Raw genomic sequence first — 20,335 nt, forward strand, 5'->3', positions numbered from 1 at the left:
TCGTGAGATCGCAGGGATGCGATCTTCGAGCCCCCATGGATGGGTTCACGGCGTACCTCCAGCAGGCGTACGCGGTGGTCCGATTGGCACTGTTTAAACAGAAGCCTCCTACACACATTGCCCAGCGAATTTCTAACTCAGGACACAGGCAACGGGTTAAATAATTTCGAAATACCTCTGCAATTCCCAATCGGTAATGGCCTTTCTGAATTCGCGCTCTTCCCATTCGCGGGTAGCCGCATAGTGATCAACGAAGGCATCGCCGAATAATTCGCGCGCGGCTTTTGACGCACGCAAGCGACCGGCGGCGTCCATCAACGTCACAGGAAGTGTTCGTTCGGGTGAAAACTCAACATCATAAGCCGTACCCGCAATCGGAGCGTCTGGTTCTATCTGATTCTCGATACCCCACAAGCCCGACGCAAGCGCTGCAGCCAGTGCAATGTAGGGGTTAATGTCAGCCGCTGAAATTCGGTACTCAACCCGTTGCGACTTGGGCGAACCAGGAATGGCCCGCAGCGCGCAGGTGCGGTTTTCAATACCCCAACTGGCCGAAGTCGGTGCCCAGGCACCGGGAATCAGACGGGTGTAACTGTTGACGGTGCAGGCGATCATCGCCAGGAATTCCGGCATCAGTGCCTGCTGGCCACCAATGAAATGGCGCATGGTTTCGGACATATTGTGTTCGCCGCCAGCTTCATCGTAGAAGGCGGAACTTCCGTCTTTGTTAAACAGCGAGACGTGCATGTGGCCGCTCTGGCCCGGATAGTCGGCGGACCATTTGGCCATGAAGGTCGCCATCATCCCATTGCGCTGGGCATAGACCTTGGTGAAGGTCTTAAACAGCGCAGCCTTGTCGGCCGCGTTCAGCGCGGAATCGACCGCCAGGGCAGCTTCCAGAACGCCGGGCCCAGTCTCGGTGTGAAAGCCTTCAACGGGGGTATCCATGGCGTTACAGTAGTCCATGAAATCGTTGTAGAACTCGGCCATGACCGAGCTGCGCAACACCGAATAGCCGAAAAAGCCCGGAGTGATGCTGTTCATATGCTGATAGTGTTTATCGCGCACCGTCTTGGGGGTTTCTTCAAACAGAAAGAATTCAAATTCACAGGCAGCCAGCGCACTGAACCCCAGGCTGTCCGCTCGCGCCAACACCCGGCGCAGCAAACCGCGCGGGCAGATGGATTCGGCAGGCCCGGTAAACTCACACAGGAAAAACAGCGTATCGCCTTCGCTGGGGATCTCCCGGCAACTGTCGGGAATGATGTTTACCCAGGCATCGGGGTAGGCCGTATGCCAGCCGGTGTAATCGACGTTGTCGTAGAGTTGGTCGTTGCTGTCCCAGCCCAGCACCACATCGCAAAAGCCAAAGCCGCCCTCCAGTGCCGACAGGAATTTGCTGCGGCTCATGTACTTTCCACGCAACACGCCGTCGATATCAAACACGCCCACCTTTACCTGGCTGGCATTGCGCTCTTCAATGATGGCTTTGACATCGGCTTTGGTTGTTACGTCTCTGGGATGCATCGCAAAACTCCTTTTAAGGGTCTATAGGTATACCTTGCCAACACAGAGGTGTCATCGTCCAAATGAAAAAAAACTGGCCGAACCGGCGGTTCAGGGTAGAACCGGGCTTGGTTAGCCAAATCGCCCGGGGTGAAACGCGTCCAGCTCGACCGCCGGTTGTTCACCGTCAACCAGTTGGCCGACAATGTAGGCACTCCCGGCCGACAACGTCCAGCCGAAGGTGCCATGTGCGGTATTGATGAACAGATTGTCAGCCGGGCCTTTACCGATCGCCGGTGGGCCGTCTGGCGTCATCGGTCGAAAGCCAGCCCAGGCGTCGGCGGTCTCCAGGTCTGCCGCGCCAGGGAAACGCAGAGCAATCGCCCGTTTCAGCGTCTGCAGGCGGCGGGCCGGAATATCGCGGTTAAAATCCGCCAGTTCGACAAAACCGGTCACCCTCAGTCGATCATTCAATCGGGTCGCCACAACCTTGAACTGATCGTCGATAACGGTTGATTGCGGTGCCTTGTCCGGGTTGGTCAGCGCGGCCGTCAGCGAGTAGCCCTTAACCGGATACAGCGACAGTTTCAGCCCAAACTGCCTGGCGATCTGCGCAGACCCGGTACCGGCACAGAGCACGAAGGCATCAGCCTCCAATTGCTCCATGGCACCAGGTTCATTGGCACGGTTGAGTGTTAGGGCTGTCGGTCTACCCGCCCTGGTGGTGACGCCCGCCACCGACTGTCCGTAATGAAAAATTACGCCCTGTTCGGCACATACCTCAGCCAGCGCCCGGGTAAACTGAAGACAGTCACCGGTACCATCGTCGGCCACCCGCAAAGCGCCTAATATGGGGGGATTACGAGCCAGGCCCGGCTCGACCGAATACACCTCGTCGGGTTCCAGCATGCGGTGTTCAATACCCAGGCGTTGTAACAGCGCCGCGTTCTCCCGCAAGCCTTGCTGACTTTTAGCGTTGCTGGCCAGCTCCATCAGCCCATGGTGACCGCCGCAGAAGTCGAAGGGGTGTTTCTGCTCAAGGTCGATAAAACATTCCCGACTGAACGCTGCCAGCTTCAGCATGGCCACTTTGTTGGCCTCGAACAAACCGGGCTGGCGGGCAAAACGCCAGGTATCCCAGAGGAACTTGAGCGTCGCCAGCGACGGGGGTTGCTTCATTTTCAGCGGGCCATCGGCCGATAACAGCCAGGGCAGCGCCTTGCCGATCATTGCCGGTGATGCCCAGGGATAGACATAGCCGTAGCTGCGCTGGCCGGCGTTGGCTTTGCTGGTTTCCATTCCTGCTGACGACTGGGGATCAATCACACTGACAGTATGGCCGCGCTGGCGCAGAACCCAGGCCGTGGTCACGCCGACTACGCCCGCTCCAATCACCGCTATATGCATGCGTCAGGCTCCCACTGTGAACTGTTGCCAGACTTCAATGGCAGCGGCCAGATCTTCAAGCGACGCGCCGACCGATTTGAATACCGTGATGTCGTCACCATGGCGGCGGCCCGGCTTGTCACCGCGCAGCAGCTCAGCCAGTTCAGCACGCACATCGGCAAAGGTAAAATCGCTTTCCTCAATCGCCTGCAGAAGGTCACCTGCCTCGCCCCGGGCGCCCGCGTAGGTATCGACGAACACGTCACCGCGCATCATTGCCACACTGTCGGCTTCGCGCATGGTGGGGCGGAATGCGCCGACCAGATCCAGGTGGGCACCCGGCTTAAGCCAATCGCCTTTCACCAGTGGCTCGGTCGATAGCGTGGCGCAGCTGATGATATCGGCCTGGCCCACACTGTCAGCAAGGTCGGTGACAACAGCGGTGTCAAAACGGTCTGCATACTGACTGGCCAGTGCCGCTGCCTTGGCCGGGTCGCGGCCCCAAACCTGAACCGTGCGAATCGGGCGAACGCTGGCATGAGCCTCAATCAACATGGGCGCCAGCTTGCCCGTACCCAACACGACCAGGGTGCTGGCATCCGGATGGGCCAGTTCACGCGCGGCCAGGGCAGACGCCGCTGCGGTGCGACGGCGCGTCAGTTCGCTGCCATCGATGCAGGCCAAGGGCTGACCGTTATCGCCATTGCTGAGCAGATAAACACCGGCAATGGCCGGCAAACCCGCGGCCGCGTTTTGCGGATACACATTCACCATCTTCACACCGACGAAACCGTCTGTTTGCCAGGCGGGCATCAGCAACATGGTGGCTTCGCCATCCTTGCGGTGCATGGCGTGATGATGGCGAGGCGGCGCTTCGACACCGGCGACAAAAGCATCGGCTATGCGATCAACCAGCGCTGGCCAGGCCAGCAATCGGGCGACTTGCTCACTGTTTATGATCTGCATGGTGTTGTCTCCAATCGGTAAACCTGATTCAGGGGTAGCCGGGTGTTATCAGGGGCTGACATTCAAACGTCAATACCCGGCTGTAATGCCGAGCCACCGGCGCGGTCAGTCCTGACAACATAAGACCAATGCGCCGACAATGCTTGCCCTGAACTGAGCATTTTTTGCCCGAAACCCGGAAAACAGGCCTACCAGACGAGAAATTAACCGCGAGATTGGGAAGGCGATACGCCAAATTGGCGCCGGAATGCGCGCGAAAAACTGCCCTGATCCCGAAACCCAACCCGCTCGGCCACGCGTGCCAGCGCCAGGGACGTATCCGTCACCAGACGGTATGCAGCCTGCAGACGCCGCTGCTGCACATAAGACAGCGGCGTCTGCCCGGTTACCTCGCGAAAACAGCTGTGAAAGTGCCCAGGGCTGAGCGCACACAGGCCCGACAATGACTCCACCGTAATCTGATCAGCCAGGTGGAGATCGATAAAGCGGTCGATGCGGGTCAGGTCTATTCGATCCCGGCCTTTCAAGCGATGCTGACTGTTCAACGTATGAGGCGGCAGGTCGGTAGAAAACAATTGATGATACAACGCCCGAAGCAGCAAACTTGCGATGCTGGTTTGCAGGTGAGGCGTGTGTTCCACCTGGTTCATCAAGCTGCGAGCAAGGTCCTGCAACTGAGCGGAAACCGGGTAAAACCGGGGCGCCGCAAACAATCGTTCAAGCTCATCACTGAACACCAGGGTGGCGAGACTGGCCTGAGGGATGTCCAACACCAGCGTTCGATTGGCGCCGTCACCGACGTAGTCGTGATGATAGGTTGAGGGAATCAGGCACCCACACGTTTTGGTGATTTGGTCTTCCTGATGTTCGATCCGCAGGTTCGTCACACCCGACGTCGCCAGAATCAGCTGATGATGGGCATGCGCGTGTGAGACGTGTTGTCGGGTCAGTGTGGCTGCCCGTAATTGTAAAAACGCCATCTCTGCCATGCGCTCCTGATCGGTAACGGTTTTCATCATACGAGGCTGGGCCAGCGTTGCAAGCGTCACTGCTTTGACGGTTTTATCCGATTTTCGGCGAATTTAATCGCCAGACTGGCTTGCGCCGGGACACCTGTGTCTATACTCCACCATACCCATCGTTGTTAGGAGAACGCTGACGTGATTCGCTTTGCCCTGGGGTGCTTGCTGATGCTGGCCGGCACTGCTGTAGCGGCCGGTAATGTGCTGCTGGTGACCGACACGGAAGACGACTACCTCGCCTTTCGTCCCGACCTGCGGCTGGTCGCAGCCAATGCCCTGAACCAGTTGCGGGACTATGAAGTGGCACCGGCCACCACTCAGGTGCGACCGGATTCTGACGCCAGAATTGAAGCGATGAACAAAGCCGCTCTTGACGCCGGGCTCGACACCCTGGCCGTTGTGACGCTTTACACGCCAGCTCGACGCACCGCCACCCTGACCACCACGTTCTACAACACTCGCACCGGCGAGCTGTCACTGCAACGGGCCCTGGAGTTTCGCCTCACCGACGACGTTCCCGCCCTGCTGGCGCAACTGGAGTACGAGTTACCGCTGGTGCTGAAACGAGCTTTCCGGGAACTGGGCACGGTCGTGCGGGTCAGCGGCGACGAACTGATTTTTGACCTCGGCATCAACACAGGCGTTGAAGTCGGAGACCTGTATCGGGTGTTCCGCCGGGGAGAAGAAATACGCGATGCCCGGGGCGACAGCTACGGCTATGTCGATGACCAGAGCGGCATCATTGAAGTGGTGTCCGTCAGCAGCGTATATGCGGTTGCGCAGATCAAACTCGGGCGTCTGTCGATCCGCAGCAACGACTGGGTCGAACGTGCGGACCCTTCGGTTCAGGCCGACGGGACGATTTTGTCGAAGCTGGATGATCAGGTCGCCATTAGCCTGGGACGAGAAGCTGGCGTAACGCCAGGCAGCTATTTTGCTGTCTTTAAGACCATCAAACCCATCACCGAAGACGACGCCTTTCGCGAGATCATCGGTCGCATCCGCATCAACTCGGTCAGTAACGGCGTCGCCCGTGGCGAAATTGCCCGCTCCGACCACTATGACCTGGCCAAGGCACTGATCGAGGAAGGTGATGCGGTCGAAGAAGTCAGCTATCGGCATCGCAACCAGTTCGTGGTCGGCCAGAATAGCTTCAGCATTCTGAATGCGCCGGAGCAAAGCTGGTTCGCTGGCTTTCAGTTCGACTCGGCTTCAGACATCGACCTCGCCTATCGGGTTCGGGGCAGCTATGGCGACCTCTGGTATCTGAGCCTCGGCCTGGTCAGTGCCATTGGCCACAGCGAGAGTTTCCGCTATGGCCTGGATGGAATATACGGCCCGGATGGCCCGGGTACCCAACTGTTTGTCGAAGTCGATATTCCAACGCCACTGGACGACAACCTGAGGTTTTCGCTGGAAAGCGGCTATTTGCTGGGCGCCCTTGAAGAAAAGGAAGGTGTAAACATCAGCCTAAGTGTTAAGCTGGGGCTGGATGCATTGTTCTGACAACGCCGATGACATCAAAAGGACCGCTCGCCACGTCAAGGAACCGCTCGAACGAATCGGCTTTCGAAAACCGGTTCGATGTTGTGGGCCGGTGGCTTACATTCCCCGATCTACGATGCCAGGGCATCGTCCGTCGGCTGATGCTTCTGGCGTTCAGCCTGTTGGTTCTGTGCGTTGCCGGGGCCGCCAGCGCAGAGATTCGGCTGTCACAAGTCAGCAACAACCTGACCCTCAATGCCCTGAATGGCGGGTTATTGCCGCTCGATACGCCACCCAGTCTTGATGCCCTGCCGCAAACATTCGAAAGCACCCCCAACTTTGGCTACATCCGTGACGACCAGAAAGCCTGGCTGGCGCTACGCGTTATCAACGATACACAGCAAACAGACTGGACTCTGGCCATCAGTGCCGAAGCGGCGGATTACGTGGATGTCTACTCCGTGACCGCCGGTCAGGCCATTTCCATGGATGCCCCTGTCTTTATCGCCGGAGACCGACGACCCAGTGAGCTGCGCCGCTACCCGTTTCCGGGATATCTGGTGCCCGTGTCCATTGCCCCCGGTGAAACACGGGAAATCTACATTGCTGCTTATGGCCGCAGCACGCTGGCGCTCGACGTCAGTCTGAACGACGAACTCACCCAAATTCACTCGGCCACCCGTGAAATGCTTCTCGACGTACTGCTGATCACGCTCAGCGGTGCCATGCTGCTGTTCAACCTGGTGATGTGGCAGGTCGACCGGGACCGTTTCCGGTTCAACTACCTGATCTATCTAAGCGGCATTATTCTGTTTTCAGTGTATAACTCGGGGCTGGGCTACCTCTACCTCTGGCCAGATTCCACGTTTATTCAGCAGAATGCCGCGTTTTTCGGGCTGGCGATGTTCTTCTGGGGAGGTTACAGCTTTTGCCAGCACTTCCTGCGCACCCGCATCCACTACCCCCGCCTGCATCATGTGCTAAGCGGATTGCGCTGGCTGGGTATCGCGTCGATTCCTTTCGGCATTTTGGATTTGATCAGCCACGCCGTCACCATTGTCACCCTGGCCAACCTCATCTTCTTTGTTACCGTCATTTATCTCGGTATCAGCGCTACGTACAAAGGCTTGAATTCAGCCCCCCTGTTTTTGGTCAGTTGGACAGGCATGGTGATCTGTGCGGTGATTTATAACCTCTATGTGCAGGGTCTGCTGCCTTCCAATTTTTTCGTGCAACGTGCGCTGCTGTTTGGCGTCGCTTACGAATCGTTACTGATGTCGGTAGCCCAGGCAAATTATTTGCGCAACGACCATCGTGATCGTGAAGAACGCGAAGCCGGGGCCAAGGAAGAAGCCCTGCAAACGCTGGCCCGGCTTGACCAGGCGTTACAGGATGCGCGCGACGCGAACCGCAGCAAGGATGAATTTTTACGACTGGTCAGCCATGAGCTTCGCACCCCCATCACCCACGCTCTGGGCGCTCTGGCAGAACTCGCCAGCAGCCCGCTGACACCCCGCCAACAGGAGCTGTTGTACCTGCTCCAGAACGCGACGCACACCACTCATCACCAGGTTGAAAGCCTGCTGTCTTATGCCGAGCTGTTAGCCTACCCGGTCACCAGCCGCCCGGCGATAGTCGACGTACGAGCGCGCCTGATGGATTGCAAGAACCGCCTGTCAGCAGCCTTTTCCACCCACGGCCGGGCCTGCACACTGACGGCGGCAGAGACACTGCCCGGCGCGCTGTCTCTGGACTGGCACAACACCCAGCACATTCTGGATCACCTGCTCGACAGCGCCCTGCAACACAGCCAGTCCGGTGATATTGAAATGAGCGCGCACTTCGATGCCACAGCGCAACGATTAAACCTGACACTGCGCCAGCCAAACCCCATCGATACCATTCACACACCGTCAATGGCTGAGCTGACCAATCCCAAAAGCCCGGCGGAGAAACCACCGCTGACCGGCCCGACCCTCAACCACTACCTGAGCCAGGCTTTTGCCGACATTCTGGGCGCCGATCTGGTACGGGAAAGCCATGCGGACCACATTCTGACCCGACTGAGCCTGCCTTGCACCGCTGCGCCGGTGCAGGAGGCGGCCAGCGACGTCAAGGCGCCCCTGGCCGGTAGTCGGGTGCTGATCGTCGAGGACAATCTGCTCAACCTGAAATTGCTGACCGCTATCCTTGAACGGGAGCGCTGTGATATGGATGTCGCCTACGATGGCCTCGGTGCGGTAGAGCAGGCCGCTGGAGACAAGTACGACTTCATCCTGATGGATTGTCAGATGCCAAATATGGACGGCTTTGAAGCCACCCGTCAGATTCGCAAGAACGATGGCCCTAACGCCAATACGCCCATTCTGGCCATCACGGCCAATACCATGGAACGCGACCGCGATGAGGCCTTTGCCGCAGGCATGGACGACCTGATCCCCAAACCCTTCTCCCGGCCCATGCTGGTAGAGCGCCTGTTGCACTGGCAACAACGGGGCCACGCTACCTGACTGCAGGCTGAACCCGCGTGACGCTCTTTACACGCATCGGCTGGCCCGGGCTGGCACCGCGCGGTAAGGTTGCCATACAGAGTGTTGACAGACCGCTGACGATGCAGGATAAACCGATGTTCCCAGCCGAAGAGCCAGCTCCGCGTTACCACCTGCGCAGCCTGCTATTGATCGCCAGCGCCAGCTTCTTACTGGCCGGCTGCGCCGGTTACCAGAGTTATGAAGCTGGCTCCGCCAGCCCAATCGCGGCCACCACTGGCCAGAACCCATCTTCCGCTCCTAACGATGCTCCAACTCGCAACTCGGCCGTTACTGCCCAGCTACAACAGGTCTACCAACGTTACCAGGGCACGCCCTATCGCTATGGTGGTACCACGCCTGCCGGTTTCGACTGCTCGGGGTTCATAGTGACAGCGTATCGGGAGGGGCTGAACCGAAACGTGCCCCGCACCACCGAAATGATGCTGAACGAAGGGCAGTTTGTTCGCCGGGATCAGCTGCGAGAGGGAGACATCGTCTTCTTCCGCATCGGAGGTAAGGAGCAACACGCGGGCATTTATCTCGGTGACGACCGTTTTATTCATTCGGCCTCCTCAGTCGGGGTGACTGAATCATCGCTGGGCAACGCCTATTGGCAACAACGGTATTCCCAGGCCAGACGATTTCTGTAACGGGTTCTAAATGACAATATTACGGGCGTTTCCGGATAGCTGATCAACAGGGACCCACTAACAGCACCCTATCCCGCCCTGCGAGAGTGGGCTGGGGAGAGGGTGCGTTTCTGGCTACACAAATGCACCGAATTCCGCTAACTGAACAATCAGCTATCTAAGCGGCGGTGCGTATAACAATCCGCCCTTACTCCACAGTTGGTTCAGACCCCGCTCGAACCCGAGTGGCGAATTCTCTCCGACGTTGCGATCAAACACCTCGCCATAATTGCCCACCTGGCGAATAATCTGGTAAGCCCAGTCAGCCGAGATGCCCATGGCGCGGCCGGTATCGGCATTAACGCCCAGCATGCGTTGAATCACCGGCTTGGGAGACTCCCGCATGGCGTCGACGTTGCTCTGGCTGACACCGTATTCCTCGGCATTAACCATCGCGAAGAGCGTCCATTTAACGATGTTGTACCATTGCATGTCATCCTGGCGCACCGCCGGGCCCAGAGGCTCTTTTGAAATGACTTCCGGTAAAATAAATGCGGTGTCCGGATTTCTCAGTCGGGTTCGTTGCGCGTACAGCTGTGACAGGTCAGAGGTTAATACATTGCAACGACCGGCCTCAAAACCGCGCATGGTCTGATCGGAGGTCGCAAACACAACGGGCTGGTAATTCATGTCCGTTTCGCGAAAGTAATCGGCAACATTCAACTCACTGGTGGTGCCACCCTGAATGCAGATAGCGGCCCCATCCAGATCAGACAGCGCTGTGATTCCCGATGCCCGTGTCACCATAAAGCCCTGGCCGTCGTAGAACACAATGCCCGCGAAGATCATACCCAGCGTGGTGTCCCGGGCATGGGTCCAGGTGGTGTTGCGCGACAACATGTCCACTTCGCCCGAACTGAGGGCGTTAAACCGGTCGCCCGGTGGCAGGGGCGTGTACCTTACCTTGCTGGCATCACCCAACACAGCAGCCGCAACAGCCCGGCAAATGTCGACATCCAGACCGCTCCAGCGGCCTTCGGAGTCCGGGTTGGAGAAGCCGGGAATACCGGTCGATACACCACAGTCCAGGTAATTTTTACTGCGTACATCGCTCAGTGTCGACGCCTCGGTTACGGCTACCAACAGCGTCAGCCCCGCCAAAAACCCCATCATTTGACGTCCTGCGGACGCCATTGCGTTGCTGTGCATAGTTAACCCCTGCTACGTCTGTCGGAACAAGCCTACTCTGGCAGGCTCAACACCGCCTATCATTTACCGGCTAACCGACCCCGTCAACGCTGGCAAGTCGAGCCCCAGATCCGGGCTGCGCATGTTGCCAGACCAGTTCATGCCCAGGCTTTGCGGCCACTCACCACTGCGCAATGCTTCGAGCAAGGAAATACCCAGGCCGCCAAACCCGAGGGACACTTCAGTCGTCTGGCGCTGAGTGACACCCGCGCCAATGTCCATGCCCGACAACGACAGCCGGGACAAACTGCGGCCGTCAGCTTCGATGCCAACGTCAAAGGGTCCGGTCGCCAGATCGAAGCGGTTCGGGTTGGTCACAACCAAGTCCAGCGCCAGAGTCAGACTGGTAAACCCAATGTCTTCCACCCGCCAGTCTGCCAGGCTGACCTGCGGAGATTTGGGTACCGGCACGGTAAAGTCGTGTGACCAGTCGAGCTGGCGCGCGCCCAATACCGGCACCGCCAGCGTCGGTTGCAATTTCAGTTCAAGGTTCGCTTCACCGGCGGCGTAGGCATCGCGCGCGCGCTGCAGCAAGCCTGACGCGGTGACCGTCCAGTCAAATTCAAGCGTGCTGGTCGAGCGGGCCGCCAGCCCATTCAATGTGGGAGTTCCGAGATCGATCCAGGGTTCACCATCGAGCCAGAGTTGGGCGGCAAATTCGGTGATCGGCAGGCGATAGGCGTTCGGGTTGGTCAACTCGACACGACTGGAGCCGCTCACCCCGGTCCAGGTGATGCCGGTCAGCCGGGTGGACTGGTGCTCGAAATCAGGCTGACGATAGGCATCATCTACCCCAAAACCAGCACAACCGCTGAGTATCAATGCGATGGTGACCAGGCCACCCAGACTTAACCATTGCTGACGCATAGTGTCGCTTCCATTAAATTGAGACGGCTCCACTTTACTGGATATAACCCTTCAGGTCGCGCCTCGCGCTAGCTCTTTTCAATTACCCGCAATACTTCAAGACAGGCACACAAGGTGTGGTAATCGCACTTGGCGCCGGCGGCGCTCTTCTCGTTCGAGACTTTGCGGTTATTCCGATACAACACCCGAAACCAGGCGCCATAGTCATGATCGACAAAGTGCTCCCAGCTGTATTGCCAAAGTTGCTGGTAACAGTCGCGGTAGTGTTCGTCTTGGGTGGCCTGCAAGAGCAGAGCAGCTGCGGCAAAACTTTCAGCTTGTACCCAAAAGTATTTGTCGTCATCGCACCACTGTCCATGCGGGTCGAAGCCGTAAACCAGACCGCCGTGTTCGGTATCCCAGCTCGTTTGCCAGGCTCGGTCGAACAGGCTTTTTGCCCTATCAATATAGCGCGGTTGCGGGTCGTGGCGGTGCAGCATCAGCAGCAGCTTGGTCCATTCGGTCTGATGACCGGGCTGAAAGCCCCAGGGGCGATAGAGGTGTTTCGGATCGTCTTTGTTGTAATCCCAGTCGATGCCGAAGTCGGTTGTGTAGTGCTCCCAGATCAGACCATCGGTCAGGTCGGCCTGGCGAAAGGCAATGTTGTTGGCCAGGGTTTTGGCGCGCTCAAGAAAGCGCGAGTCGCCGCTGGCCTCAAAGGCGGCGATCATGGCCTCGCACAGGTGCATGTTTGCGTTCTGGCCGCGGTAATCGCTGAGTATACCCTCGGCGCTGAGTTCATCGGCAAACAGTCCCTGGTCGGCTTGCCAGAAACGTTGCTCGAGCAAATCGTAGGTCCGATGCAGAGCGTCGGCGCTGTCGATGACACCGGCTTTCAGGCAGGCGGAATAGGCCAACAATACAAACGCATAGCCGTAGGCTTGTTGGGTGAGATCTTCGGGTTCGTGGTCGCGCAGCGTCCAGGCGTACAAGCCTTCTTCCTCGCGCCAGTGCACCTGCTCGACATAATCCAGCCCACGCCGGGCACGAATGCGATAATCTTCGAGGTCGAAGTGCAAGCCGGCCAGGGCGTAATTCACCACCAGCCGGGTGCTGCTTACCAGTTGGCGAAAACCGGGGTCGAAGACATCGCCATTGTCGTAATAGTTGTGAAAGAAACCACCGCTCGGGTCGTCCACTCTGGGGTCATAAAACGCCAGAATCGACTGGCAATGCTGGTTCAGAAAATCACGATCGTAAAAGTTCACTAAGCGGTCCTCGTCCTGTGTCTTCTTGGTTTTTTTCAATGGTCTGTTTTTGTTTTTTGCAGCACTGCTTGCGTCGCAACCCTGTCACGATAACTGGCCGCCAGATGATAGACCGCCAGACTGTTCAGCGTCATGGCCTCACCCTGCCAGCGCAGGGTTTTGGTCTCGCCGGGCAGCAGGGTGAAGCTGTTGTCAGTCCAGCGTCCGGTAGCCGGGCTGTCCAGTGTAACGTAATGCGCCGGCAGGTCGGTACTCAGGCGAACCCAGAGCCCTTCGGCGTCGTGGCCGGCGGCTGCCGACAGCGTCGCCAGCGGCAAATCGAGTTGTTTCCACAGCGCGAAATACGCGGTGGCGTCGCACTGGCCACCCGGGAACTGCGGTGCGGACGAGCCGCTGTTTTTATCCGGCCGATAGTCACCTCGCGCGACGGCGAAGGTGCGGGTCGGGTCTGCTGCGGTGACTTCGGCCAGGCAAAGGCTGGCGCCCGCGTCGAGTTGCTGGTTGATGGCGGTCGTCTGCACCACCTGACCATCCAGCGCTATGATCTGCCACTGGCCGCTGAGCCTGACCGGAACCGGTAAATCGTTCACCGCCATCAGCTGCTGCCGCTCGCCCTCCCCGATCCAGAACCACTGCACCGGCTGATAAAAACGCCGGGCGTGGTAGTGCATTTGTTTCCAGCCACCGCCGTATTCCAGACTGCTCCAGGACGCGACCGGCCAGACATCGTTCAACTGCCAGTACAGCGTACCCATACAATGCGGGCGCAATGTTCGCCAGTATTCTATGGCCGTTTTCATGGCGATGGCCTGCTGCACCTGGCTTAAATACAAAAACTGATCGAAGCCAACCGGGAAGCGAAAATAACGGGTGAACATCTCAACGATCTTGGAATTACCGGCCGGGTTTTTCTGGTGCACCTCCATCACCGGGCTGGTGACATTGCGATCGTCGGGTTCGGTGATCGATTCGATAACGCCTTTCGACGGAAACGACTGATAACCGAACTCGCTGCAAAATCGCGGCTTAATGTCGTAGTAGGCGGAAAAAGATTTACCCGAATGCCAGACATCCCAGTAGTGCATATCGCCTTTATTGTCATCGTGCCAGGCGTCGCCGAAATCCAGATCGCCGTTACAGGGCGAGCTCGGCCAGAAGGTTCGGCTTGGGTCGGCTTGCTGCACGGTCTCGTCCAGTACCCGGTTGAGACGGTCGTAATTGACCAGGTATTTTTCGCGGTTATTGCGTGAGGTTTCGTACCAGTTGATCGCGCCGATGACTTCGTTATCGCCACACCAGAGTGCGATGCAGCCGTAACTTTGCAGACGCCGCACCTGCCAGTCGACTTCCGGAGTCACGTCTTCCAGAAAGGCCGGCGTACTCGGGTACAGCGAACAGGCGAACATCAGGTCCTGCCACACCAGCAGCCCTAACCGTTCGCAGGTTTCATAAAAAACATCGTGCTCGTACATGCCCCCGCCCCACACGCGGATCATGTTCATGTGTGCCGCCGCCGAGGCTTCCAGCAACTGATGGTAACGTTCCGGGGTGTGGCGCGCCGGAAAGGCATCGGCCGGAATCCAGTTAGCGCCCTTGGCGAAGATCTCGACGCCGTTGACGACCACCACCATGCGGTTACCCGTTTCGTCTGCGCTGAGATCCCAGTGCAGTTCGCGCAGGCCAATGTCGCGCTGCCAGATCTGCCCGTCCAGTTCCACAGCCAAACGATACAGCGGCTGCTCGCCATAGCCATTCGGCCACCAAAGTGACGGTTCGGTTACTATAAGTTCCGCCTGTACCTGATTCCGACCGACGGGCACAACCACCTCAACCGGGTCGGCACCGGGCATACCGAGGTGAAGGCGTTGCTCGGTACTGGCAGCGCCAAGCGTATCGACCGTCACCAGCAAGCGCGCCTCACCCGCCTGGTGCTGTTGGGTAACACGCACGGTATCGAGCAGTCGGTCACTGTGCACCTGCACCAGGGGCGCACTGTAAAGCCCGGTCGACATCAAACAAATGCCCCAGTCCCAGCCTGCATCACACTGAGTTTTGCGCACCGTATTCATGTGTGGAATCTTATTGTTGGACTCGCTGTAAGGCACCGGAAACGGCAATTGCGCTGCGCGCTCAGCCCCCAGTTTGGCGGCATCGTGCAGAACGATCCTCAACCGGTTCTTACCTGTCTTTGCCTGGGGTTTGATGTCCAGATAAAAGCGCCGAAACAGATTCGACAGTTCGGCAACCGGCTCGTCATTCAGCGTTACAGTGGCGTGGGTATCCAGATACTCCAGTTGCAGGGTGATATCGCGGGCAAGATCCTGCTGCGACAAGTCAAACTCACGTTCAAGCACCCAATTGTGCTGATGCACCCACTGCACCCGGGCTTCGTTGTCCCGGTAAAACGGGTCAGGAAGGTCACCGGCCTGCAGCAGTACGTGATGCACATCTACCGGCACCTTAACCTCATACTGTCGCTGTGGCGCATCGTCACGATAGAGCTGCCACTGATCATCGAGATGCAAGGTTGTGGTGGTCATGAAGAGACTCCTGTCGGGTGACGACATGTTAGCAGACTAGGGGCATTCAATGACGGTCAGCAATCTGCTGCAACCCAGGGCTGCAAACTTTGCGCAAGATGATCAAACACCAGCCGAACCCGATGCACCGAACGCAAGTCTTCGTGCATGACCAGCCACATTTCGAGGTTGAAGCGGAACGCCTCTGGCAACACCGGTTCCAATTGCGGCATTTCAGCCGCCAGCAAACTTTGCATACCGCCAATGCACAGCCCTGCGCGCACGGCAGCCAGTTGGGCGGCGTTGTTGTCGGTGCGGAACCTGAAAACGGCCGGGTCGATCGTAATACCCGCGGCTTTCACGGCTCGGTATGCGGAATCGTCCCGATCAAAACCAACCAGGGCGTGGCCGGCAAGGTCGTCCATACTGGCTGGCGTTCCATAGCGGGCCAGATAGTCATTGTGCGCGAACAACCCAATGGGTACCTGACCCAGCCGCTTCGCCACCAGCGCGTCCTGATCTGGCCGGGTCATCCGAATGGCGATGTCGGCCTGGCGGATCAGGAGATTATCGACCCGGTCCGACGTGGCCAGTTCGATCGTGATACCCGGGTAGCGTTGCCGAAACGGCACCAGTATCCGCGGAACGATCTCACTGCCGACCACATCACTCGCGGTAATCCGGACAGTGCCTGCGGGTGACGCCGGGTCTTTACCGGAAGCCTCCCGCACCAGCGCGGCGGCAGCAGCCTCCATGGCTTCGGCATGAGGAATCAGCGCCAGCGCGGCATCGGTAGCAGTCAGGCCGTTCCGGTGTCGGGTGAACAAGGCGGTACCCAGCGATGATTCCAGTGCATCAATGTGGCGGGCTGAGTCAGCCCCAGGCGACGGGCAGCGCCCGACAAACTGCCCTCACGCGTGACCGCAAGCAGTGAACGGTACAGATCCCAGACATGATTTGGCTTATCCATTAATTTTCGTATATCAACCATGCTAAATTAGCGAATTTCAATTCATCAAATACTAGCACATTCTGTTCTCCAGACAGCACACCCATCAGAACCACCGAGGAGAACACCATGAAAGGCATAGCACTGATACTGGGCATTACCGGCGGCGTGGGCAACGCCACGGCCCGCGCCCTGGCGAACCACGGCTGGCAACTGCGCGCCCTGCACCGCAACCCGGAACAGGCAAAACTCACATTGAAAGGCCATTGGCCAACCATCGACTGGCAACAGGGCGATGCCACGCACTCCGACGCCGTCAGCCAGGCAGCCGTGGGTTGCAATCTGATCGTGCACGGGGTCAACCCACCCGGCTACCGCAACTGGCGCGGCCTGGCACTGCCGATGCTGACAGCAAGCATCGCGGCGGCTAAAACCAGCGGCGCCACCCTATTGTTCCCGGGCAACGTCTACAACTTCGGGCCGGATGCCTGGCCGGATGTGACCGAGACGTCCGCGCAAAACCCGGTCAGCAGGAAAGGAAAAATACGCGTTGAAATGGAGCAGATGCTGAAGGACGCGGCGAAGCATGGGTGCCAGAGCATTATCCTGCGCGCTGGGGATTTCTTCGGCCCCAATGCGGGCAGCTCCTGGTTTGAGAACGTACTGGTAAAACCGGGCCGCAGAGTTCGATCGGTCACCTACCCGGGCCAGCACCAGGCGGGACACGCCTGGGCCTACCTGCCAGACCTGGCGGAAACCTTTGCTCGCCTGGCAGAGCGGCGCCGGGAGCTGGACGCCTTTGCCAGCTTCAATCTTGGCGGGCATTACCTGGCACCGGGCGTGGGCATGGCAGAAGCCATTCGCGATGCAGCCGGAGAACCGGCAGCGACCATCCGCGGATTCCCATGGTGGTCGTTACGACTCATCGGGCCTTTTAATGAAACCTTCAGGGAATTGGCGGAAATGCGGTATCTGTGGGAAAACACCCTGCGGCTGAACAACCACAAACTGGCGGCGTTTCTCGGCGAGGAGCCCCATACACCGATCAGACAGGCACTGACTATGACCCTAACAAACCTTGGCTGCATACAAGAGTTGAAGCCGCGAGCGACACCCGCCTGACGGCTTGGACCTACCGGAAAGCCTCACACAACTCGCACAGACCCTTGAGGTGTCTTCAGAGGCTTACCGGATCCATCATCGCCTACCGGGACCACACAACAGTGCAGTCAAAGGGCGCCCCCGAACGCCACAGGCAACTGTTTCAATCCATCGCATATCACTAAAACCGTGAACTCCATCATACAAACACACCATAACCGTTCCTCTGCGGAGGAGGGGTTTATAGAATCGCGCACCAATCAAGGATCGCATCAAGCACATGGAACTCGTAACATGAAAACACTCATCCCGCTGCCGTTCAGCAACCGGGGTTACAACAAAGCCCCGGCCTGGTTGTGGCAGGAACCGATCGACATCAGCGACTACACCGGCGAACAGCTGCGTCTGCGGTTCACATTCGATACGGTCGATGAACTCTACAATGGCTTTCGTGGCTGGCTGGTTGACGAAGTACGCATCCTGAACCAGGCCGGCACCTTCCCTCGCTGGACAGGTGGAGAAGGGTTCGGTGATCTTCAGTTCAGTGAGGTTAGCCCCGATAGCGAATTACCCCTGGTCCTGGGCGAAGACTACACCTTCAGCGCTACCGTCAATTACGTCGGAGAGGGAGACGCCGCCACCCTGACACTGTCGTACATAACCCTTGAAGACTTTTTAAACGGAGAGGCATCGACGTTGCTGGTAGAGCTGGATACCGGAGTTGAGAGTGGCACACTCAGCAGCGAACTGACGACGATCGACGACTCGGTTTTCGTCATTGTACTGGAAGCAGTCGATAGTGACGGTGAAGTGCTGACCTCCGAATCAATCAACTACGTTGCATACTGAAATCAATAACCCCTTTTCCGGCTGGTTTCGGCATAGCCTGAAGAGGGGTAGCAGGTCGATACACTCGATACCTGAACAGCCCTAACATCGAATTGACACCGGGCGGGATGATTTTACCGGAAACCGTAACCGAGCAAGCCAAGTACACCAATCACAATCAGGTAACCGGCTACGATGTAACTCAACAGTTTCGGGTAAACCAGAATCGCAATGCCGGCAGCCAATGAGATCAGCGGAGCGATTTGCAGATGCAGTGTCATGGTGAGTCTCCTTTTCAATAAGTGAGATGTCGCGCGCGGCGGTGTCAGGCCCCATATTACGATGTTCCCCGATTCTAAGCACCGTGGCGCGTGCCTGAACGATCCTTCAGAACCTCAGGGTGGCGCAAACCGTGTTACACCTGATTTCCGTCTTGCCACACTGCCTGAGAACGCATCGCGATGCGACCTGTTTTTTTATGAGCTCCATCACGATCCGGTCAAAGAACAGTGGCTATTCAGGCTCTGACCACACAGCAAATTCATTCCCACTGGGGTCTGAAAAATGAAAGCGACGGCCACCCGGAAACTCAAATACCTCCCGCATGATAGCTCCTCCGGCGGCTTTAACCTGCTGCAATGTAGCGTTGAGGTTGTCGCTGTACAACACCACCAAAACACTGCCATTGCTGGTCGTCGCTGACTGTTCAGATTTAAAAAAGCCCCCGTCCAGCCCCGCATTTTCGAGGGCAGTGTATTCGGGACCGTAGTCGACAAACGACCACCCAAAAGCGGCGCCAAAGAAGCGCTTCGTTGCCGCTATGTCTCGCGCGGGCATTTCGACGTAGTTGATCTTTCCATGCTGATTCATGGTAACTCCCTGCTTGACTTTTTGGCTGCAAGGACACTAGAAAATCACTCCTGACTCGCCGTGTCAACCAGTATTTTATACAGTACTTGCGCTATATACATCAAAACGTAGGGTATATATCGACTGTGCATTTTCCACGCCCTATATTGAGCTCAAACACAGTGACCATTAACCAGGCATCCCGAGAAGGAAGACGATGAAAGCCATCACTTATCGTGCATACGGAACGCCCGATGTTCTGAAAGTTGAAAACGTATTAACTCCCACACCCAAAGACGACGAAGTGTGCATTCGGGTTCATGCGGCCGAAGCCACCAAAAGCGACTGCGAACTGCGCAGCTTTCACTTTCCGGTTAAATGGTTCTGGTTGCCGTTGCGATTGTTCCTGGGCGTCTTTAAACCGCGCAAACCCATACTGGGTGGTTATTTCGCTGGCGAGGTAGTCTCGGTTGGCGACAAGGTCACGCGGTTCAAACCCGGCGACCGTCTCTTTGGTTCTACGCAGTTTCGACTGGGAGCCTACGGAGAGTATCTGTGTCTCCCTGCACACTACACCCTGGTTAGGGTGCCAGACACGCTGTCATCAGAGGAAGCCGCGGCCGTGCCACTGGGTGGACTGAATGCCCTGCACTTCATGAGCAGAGCCAACATAAAGCCCGGTGACAAGGTGCTCATCAATGGCGCAGGCGGGAGCATCGGCAGTTTTGCGGTGCAGATTGCCAAGTCTATGGGAGCAGAGGTAACCGCCGTTGACGCCGGGTTCAAGGAAACCCGGCTGCGAGGAATTGGTGCCGATCATTTTATCGATTACACACACACTGACCCCACCCGACAGGGCCTGACTTACGATGTGATTTTCAATATGGTGGCTCAAAGCGAATACCCAGCCTGGGTACAGTTACTCAACGACACCGGCTACTACCTGATTGGGAACCCCCGGTTATCCGATATGCTGCGCGCCGCACTGACCAATCGCTTTACCCGCAAAAAAGCCGTTCTTAGCCTGGCGGGCGAGAAGCAGGAAGAACTGGAGACACTGAGCGACATGATCGAAGCCGGTGCCATCAAACCCCTAATGGATTCGATCTACCCGATGCAGGAAGCGCCTGAAGCGCATCGTCGCGTAGAGACCGAGCAACGTGTGGGATGTGTCGTGATTTCGATGCGACGAAATACCTGAC

Annotated in this window: 18 protein-coding genes; 6 read left to right on the forward strand and 12 right to left on the reverse strand. The window is 57.7% G+C overall.

Annotated features, from left to right (window positions below):
* Positions 1 to 156 precede the first annotated feature (156 nt).
* The 4 genes from G565_RS0111360 to G565_RS0111375 all read right to left on the reverse strand — a co-directional run bounded on the left by G565_RS0111360 (position 157) and on the right by G565_RS0111375 (position 4,877).
* Positions 157 to 1,527, reverse strand: coding sequence for a glutamine synthetase family protein (locus G565_RS0111360; RefSeq protein ID WP_028671035.1), 1,371 nt, complete (start codon positions 1,525 to 1,527; stop codon positions 157 to 159).
* Positions 1,528 to 1,638: 111 nt separating this feature from the next.
* Positions 1,639 to 2,913 carry a D-amino acid dehydrogenase gene (locus G565_RS0111365; RefSeq protein ID WP_028671036.1) on the reverse strand — a complete coding sequence of 425 codons (1,275 nt, stop codon included), beginning with the start codon at positions 2,911 to 2,913 and terminating at the stop codon, positions 1,639 to 1,641.
* Between the two features lie 3 nt (positions 2,914 to 2,916).
* Positions 2,917 to 3,858, reverse strand: a complete 942-nt coding sequence (lhpI, locus tag G565_RS0111370) for a bifunctional Delta(1)-pyrroline-2-carboxylate/Delta(1)-piperideine-2-carboxylate reductase (protein ID WP_028671037.1) — start codon at positions 3,856 to 3,858, stop codon at positions 2,917 to 2,919.
* Between the two features lie 203 nt (positions 3,859 to 4,061).
* Positions 4,062 to 4,877 carry a helix-turn-helix transcriptional regulator gene (locus tag G565_RS0111375; protein WP_245584168.1) on the reverse strand — a complete coding sequence of 272 codons (816 nt, stop codon included), beginning with the start codon at positions 4,875 to 4,877 and terminating at the stop codon, positions 4,062 to 4,064.
* 141 nt (positions 4,878 to 5,018) lie between these two features.
* Here G565_RS0111375 and G565_RS0111380 point away from each other — a divergent pair, with 141 nt between their 5' ends.
* The 3 genes from G565_RS0111380 to G565_RS23890 are packed head-to-tail and all read left to right on the forward strand — an operon-like array spanning position 5,019 to position 9,546.
* Positions 5,019 to 6,386: a hypothetical protein gene (locus tag G565_RS0111380; RefSeq protein WP_028671039.1), complete on the forward strand. Its 1,368-nt coding sequence runs from the start codon at positions 5,019 to 5,021 to the stop codon at positions 6,384 to 6,386.
* Between the two features lie 8 nt (positions 6,387 to 6,394).
* Complete coding sequence (locus G565_RS0111385) at positions 6,395 to 8,875, forward strand: 7TM diverse intracellular signaling domain-containing protein (protein WP_084649346.1); 2,481 nt, start codon at positions 6,395 to 6,397, stop codon at positions 8,873 to 8,875.
* Positions 8,876 to 8,892: 17 nt separating this feature from the next.
* Positions 8,893 to 9,546, forward strand: a complete 654-nt coding sequence (locus tag G565_RS23890) for a C40 family peptidase (protein WP_028671041.1) — start codon at positions 8,893 to 8,895, stop codon at positions 9,544 to 9,546.
* Positions 9,547 to 9,699: 153 nt separating this feature from the next.
* On the opposite strand, the gene G565_RS0111395 is transcribed toward G565_RS23890, so the two are convergent.
* The 6 genes from G565_RS0111395 to G565_RS27210 form a co-directional block, all read right to left on the reverse strand.
* Positions 9,700 to 10,734, reverse strand: coding sequence for an amino acid ABC transporter substrate-binding protein (locus G565_RS0111395; protein ID WP_245584169.1), 1,035 nt, complete (start codon positions 10,732 to 10,734; stop codon positions 9,700 to 9,702).
* Positions 10,735 to 10,797: 63 nt separating this feature from the next.
* Positions 10,798 to 11,640 (reverse strand): LEA/WHy family protein, encoded by an 843-nt coding sequence (locus G565_RS0111400; RefSeq protein WP_028671043.1) that lies wholly within the window; start codon positions 11,638 to 11,640, stop codon positions 10,798 to 10,800.
* Between the two features lie 68 nt (positions 11,641 to 11,708).
* Positions 11,709 to 12,887: an AGE family epimerase/isomerase gene (locus G565_RS0111405; protein ID WP_028671044.1), complete on the reverse strand. Its 1,179-nt coding sequence runs from the start codon at positions 12,885 to 12,887 to the stop codon at positions 11,709 to 11,711.
* A 35-nt stretch (positions 12,888 to 12,922) separates the two neighbouring features.
* Positions 12,923 to 15,427, reverse strand: a complete 2,505-nt coding sequence (locus G565_RS23895) for a beta-mannosidase (RefSeq protein WP_051207796.1) — start codon at positions 15,425 to 15,427, stop codon at positions 12,923 to 12,925.
* A gap of 56 nt (positions 15,428 to 15,483) precedes the next feature.
* Positions 15,484 to 16,233, reverse strand: a complete 750-nt coding sequence (locus G565_RS23900; RefSeq protein ID WP_211227164.1) for a substrate binding domain-containing protein — start codon at positions 16,231 to 16,233, stop codon at positions 15,484 to 15,486.
* Positions 16,206 to 16,376, reverse strand: a complete 171-nt coding sequence (locus G565_RS27210) for a helix-turn-helix domain-containing protein (protein WP_211227165.1) — start codon at positions 16,374 to 16,376, stop codon at positions 16,206 to 16,208. Before G565_RS27210 ends, G565_RS23900 begins: the two co-directional genes overlap by 28 nt.
* Before the next feature lie 108 nt (positions 16,377 to 16,484).
* Here G565_RS27210 and G565_RS0111420 point away from each other — a divergent pair, with 108 nt between their 5' ends.
* Both G565_RS0111420 and G565_RS0111425 read left to right on the forward strand, forming a co-directional pair.
* Positions 16,485 to 17,477 (forward strand): NAD-dependent epimerase/dehydratase family protein, encoded by a 993-nt coding sequence (locus G565_RS0111420; RefSeq protein ID WP_028671045.1) that lies wholly within the window; start codon positions 16,485 to 16,487, stop codon positions 17,475 to 17,477.
* 273 nt (positions 17,478 to 17,750) lie between these two features.
* Positions 17,751 to 18,305 (forward strand): hypothetical protein, encoded by a 555-nt coding sequence (locus G565_RS0111425; protein WP_028671046.1) that lies wholly within the window; start codon positions 17,751 to 17,753, stop codon positions 18,303 to 18,305.
* Positions 18,306 to 18,418: 113 nt separating this feature from the next.
* Here G565_RS0111425 and G565_RS26385 read toward each other — a convergent pair whose 3' ends face one another.
* Both G565_RS26385 and G565_RS0111435 read right to left on the reverse strand, forming a co-directional pair.
* Positions 18,419 to 18,565 (reverse strand): DUF3096 domain-containing protein, encoded by a 147-nt coding sequence (locus tag G565_RS26385; protein WP_084649347.1) that lies wholly within the window; start codon positions 18,563 to 18,565, stop codon positions 18,419 to 18,421.
* A 232-nt stretch (positions 18,566 to 18,797) separates the two neighbouring features.
* Entirely contained in the window at positions 18,798 to 19,154 is a 357-nt protein-coding gene (locus G565_RS0111435) for a VOC family protein (RefSeq protein WP_028671047.1), read from the reverse strand.
* A 196-nt stretch (positions 19,155 to 19,350) separates the two neighbouring features.
* On the opposite strand from G565_RS0111435, the gene G565_RS0111440 reads away from it, so the two are divergent.
* Entirely contained in the window at positions 19,351 to 20,334 is a 984-nt protein-coding gene (locus G565_RS0111440; RefSeq protein WP_028671048.1) for an NAD(P)-dependent alcohol dehydrogenase, read from the forward strand.
* Position 20,335: the final 1 nt, after the last annotated feature.

The sequence above is a fragment of the Saccharospirillum impatiens DSM 12546 genome, assembly GCF_000423605.1.
Lineage (GTDB): Bacteria > Pseudomonadota > Gammaproteobacteria > Pseudomonadales > Natronospirillaceae > Saccharospirillum > Saccharospirillum impatiens.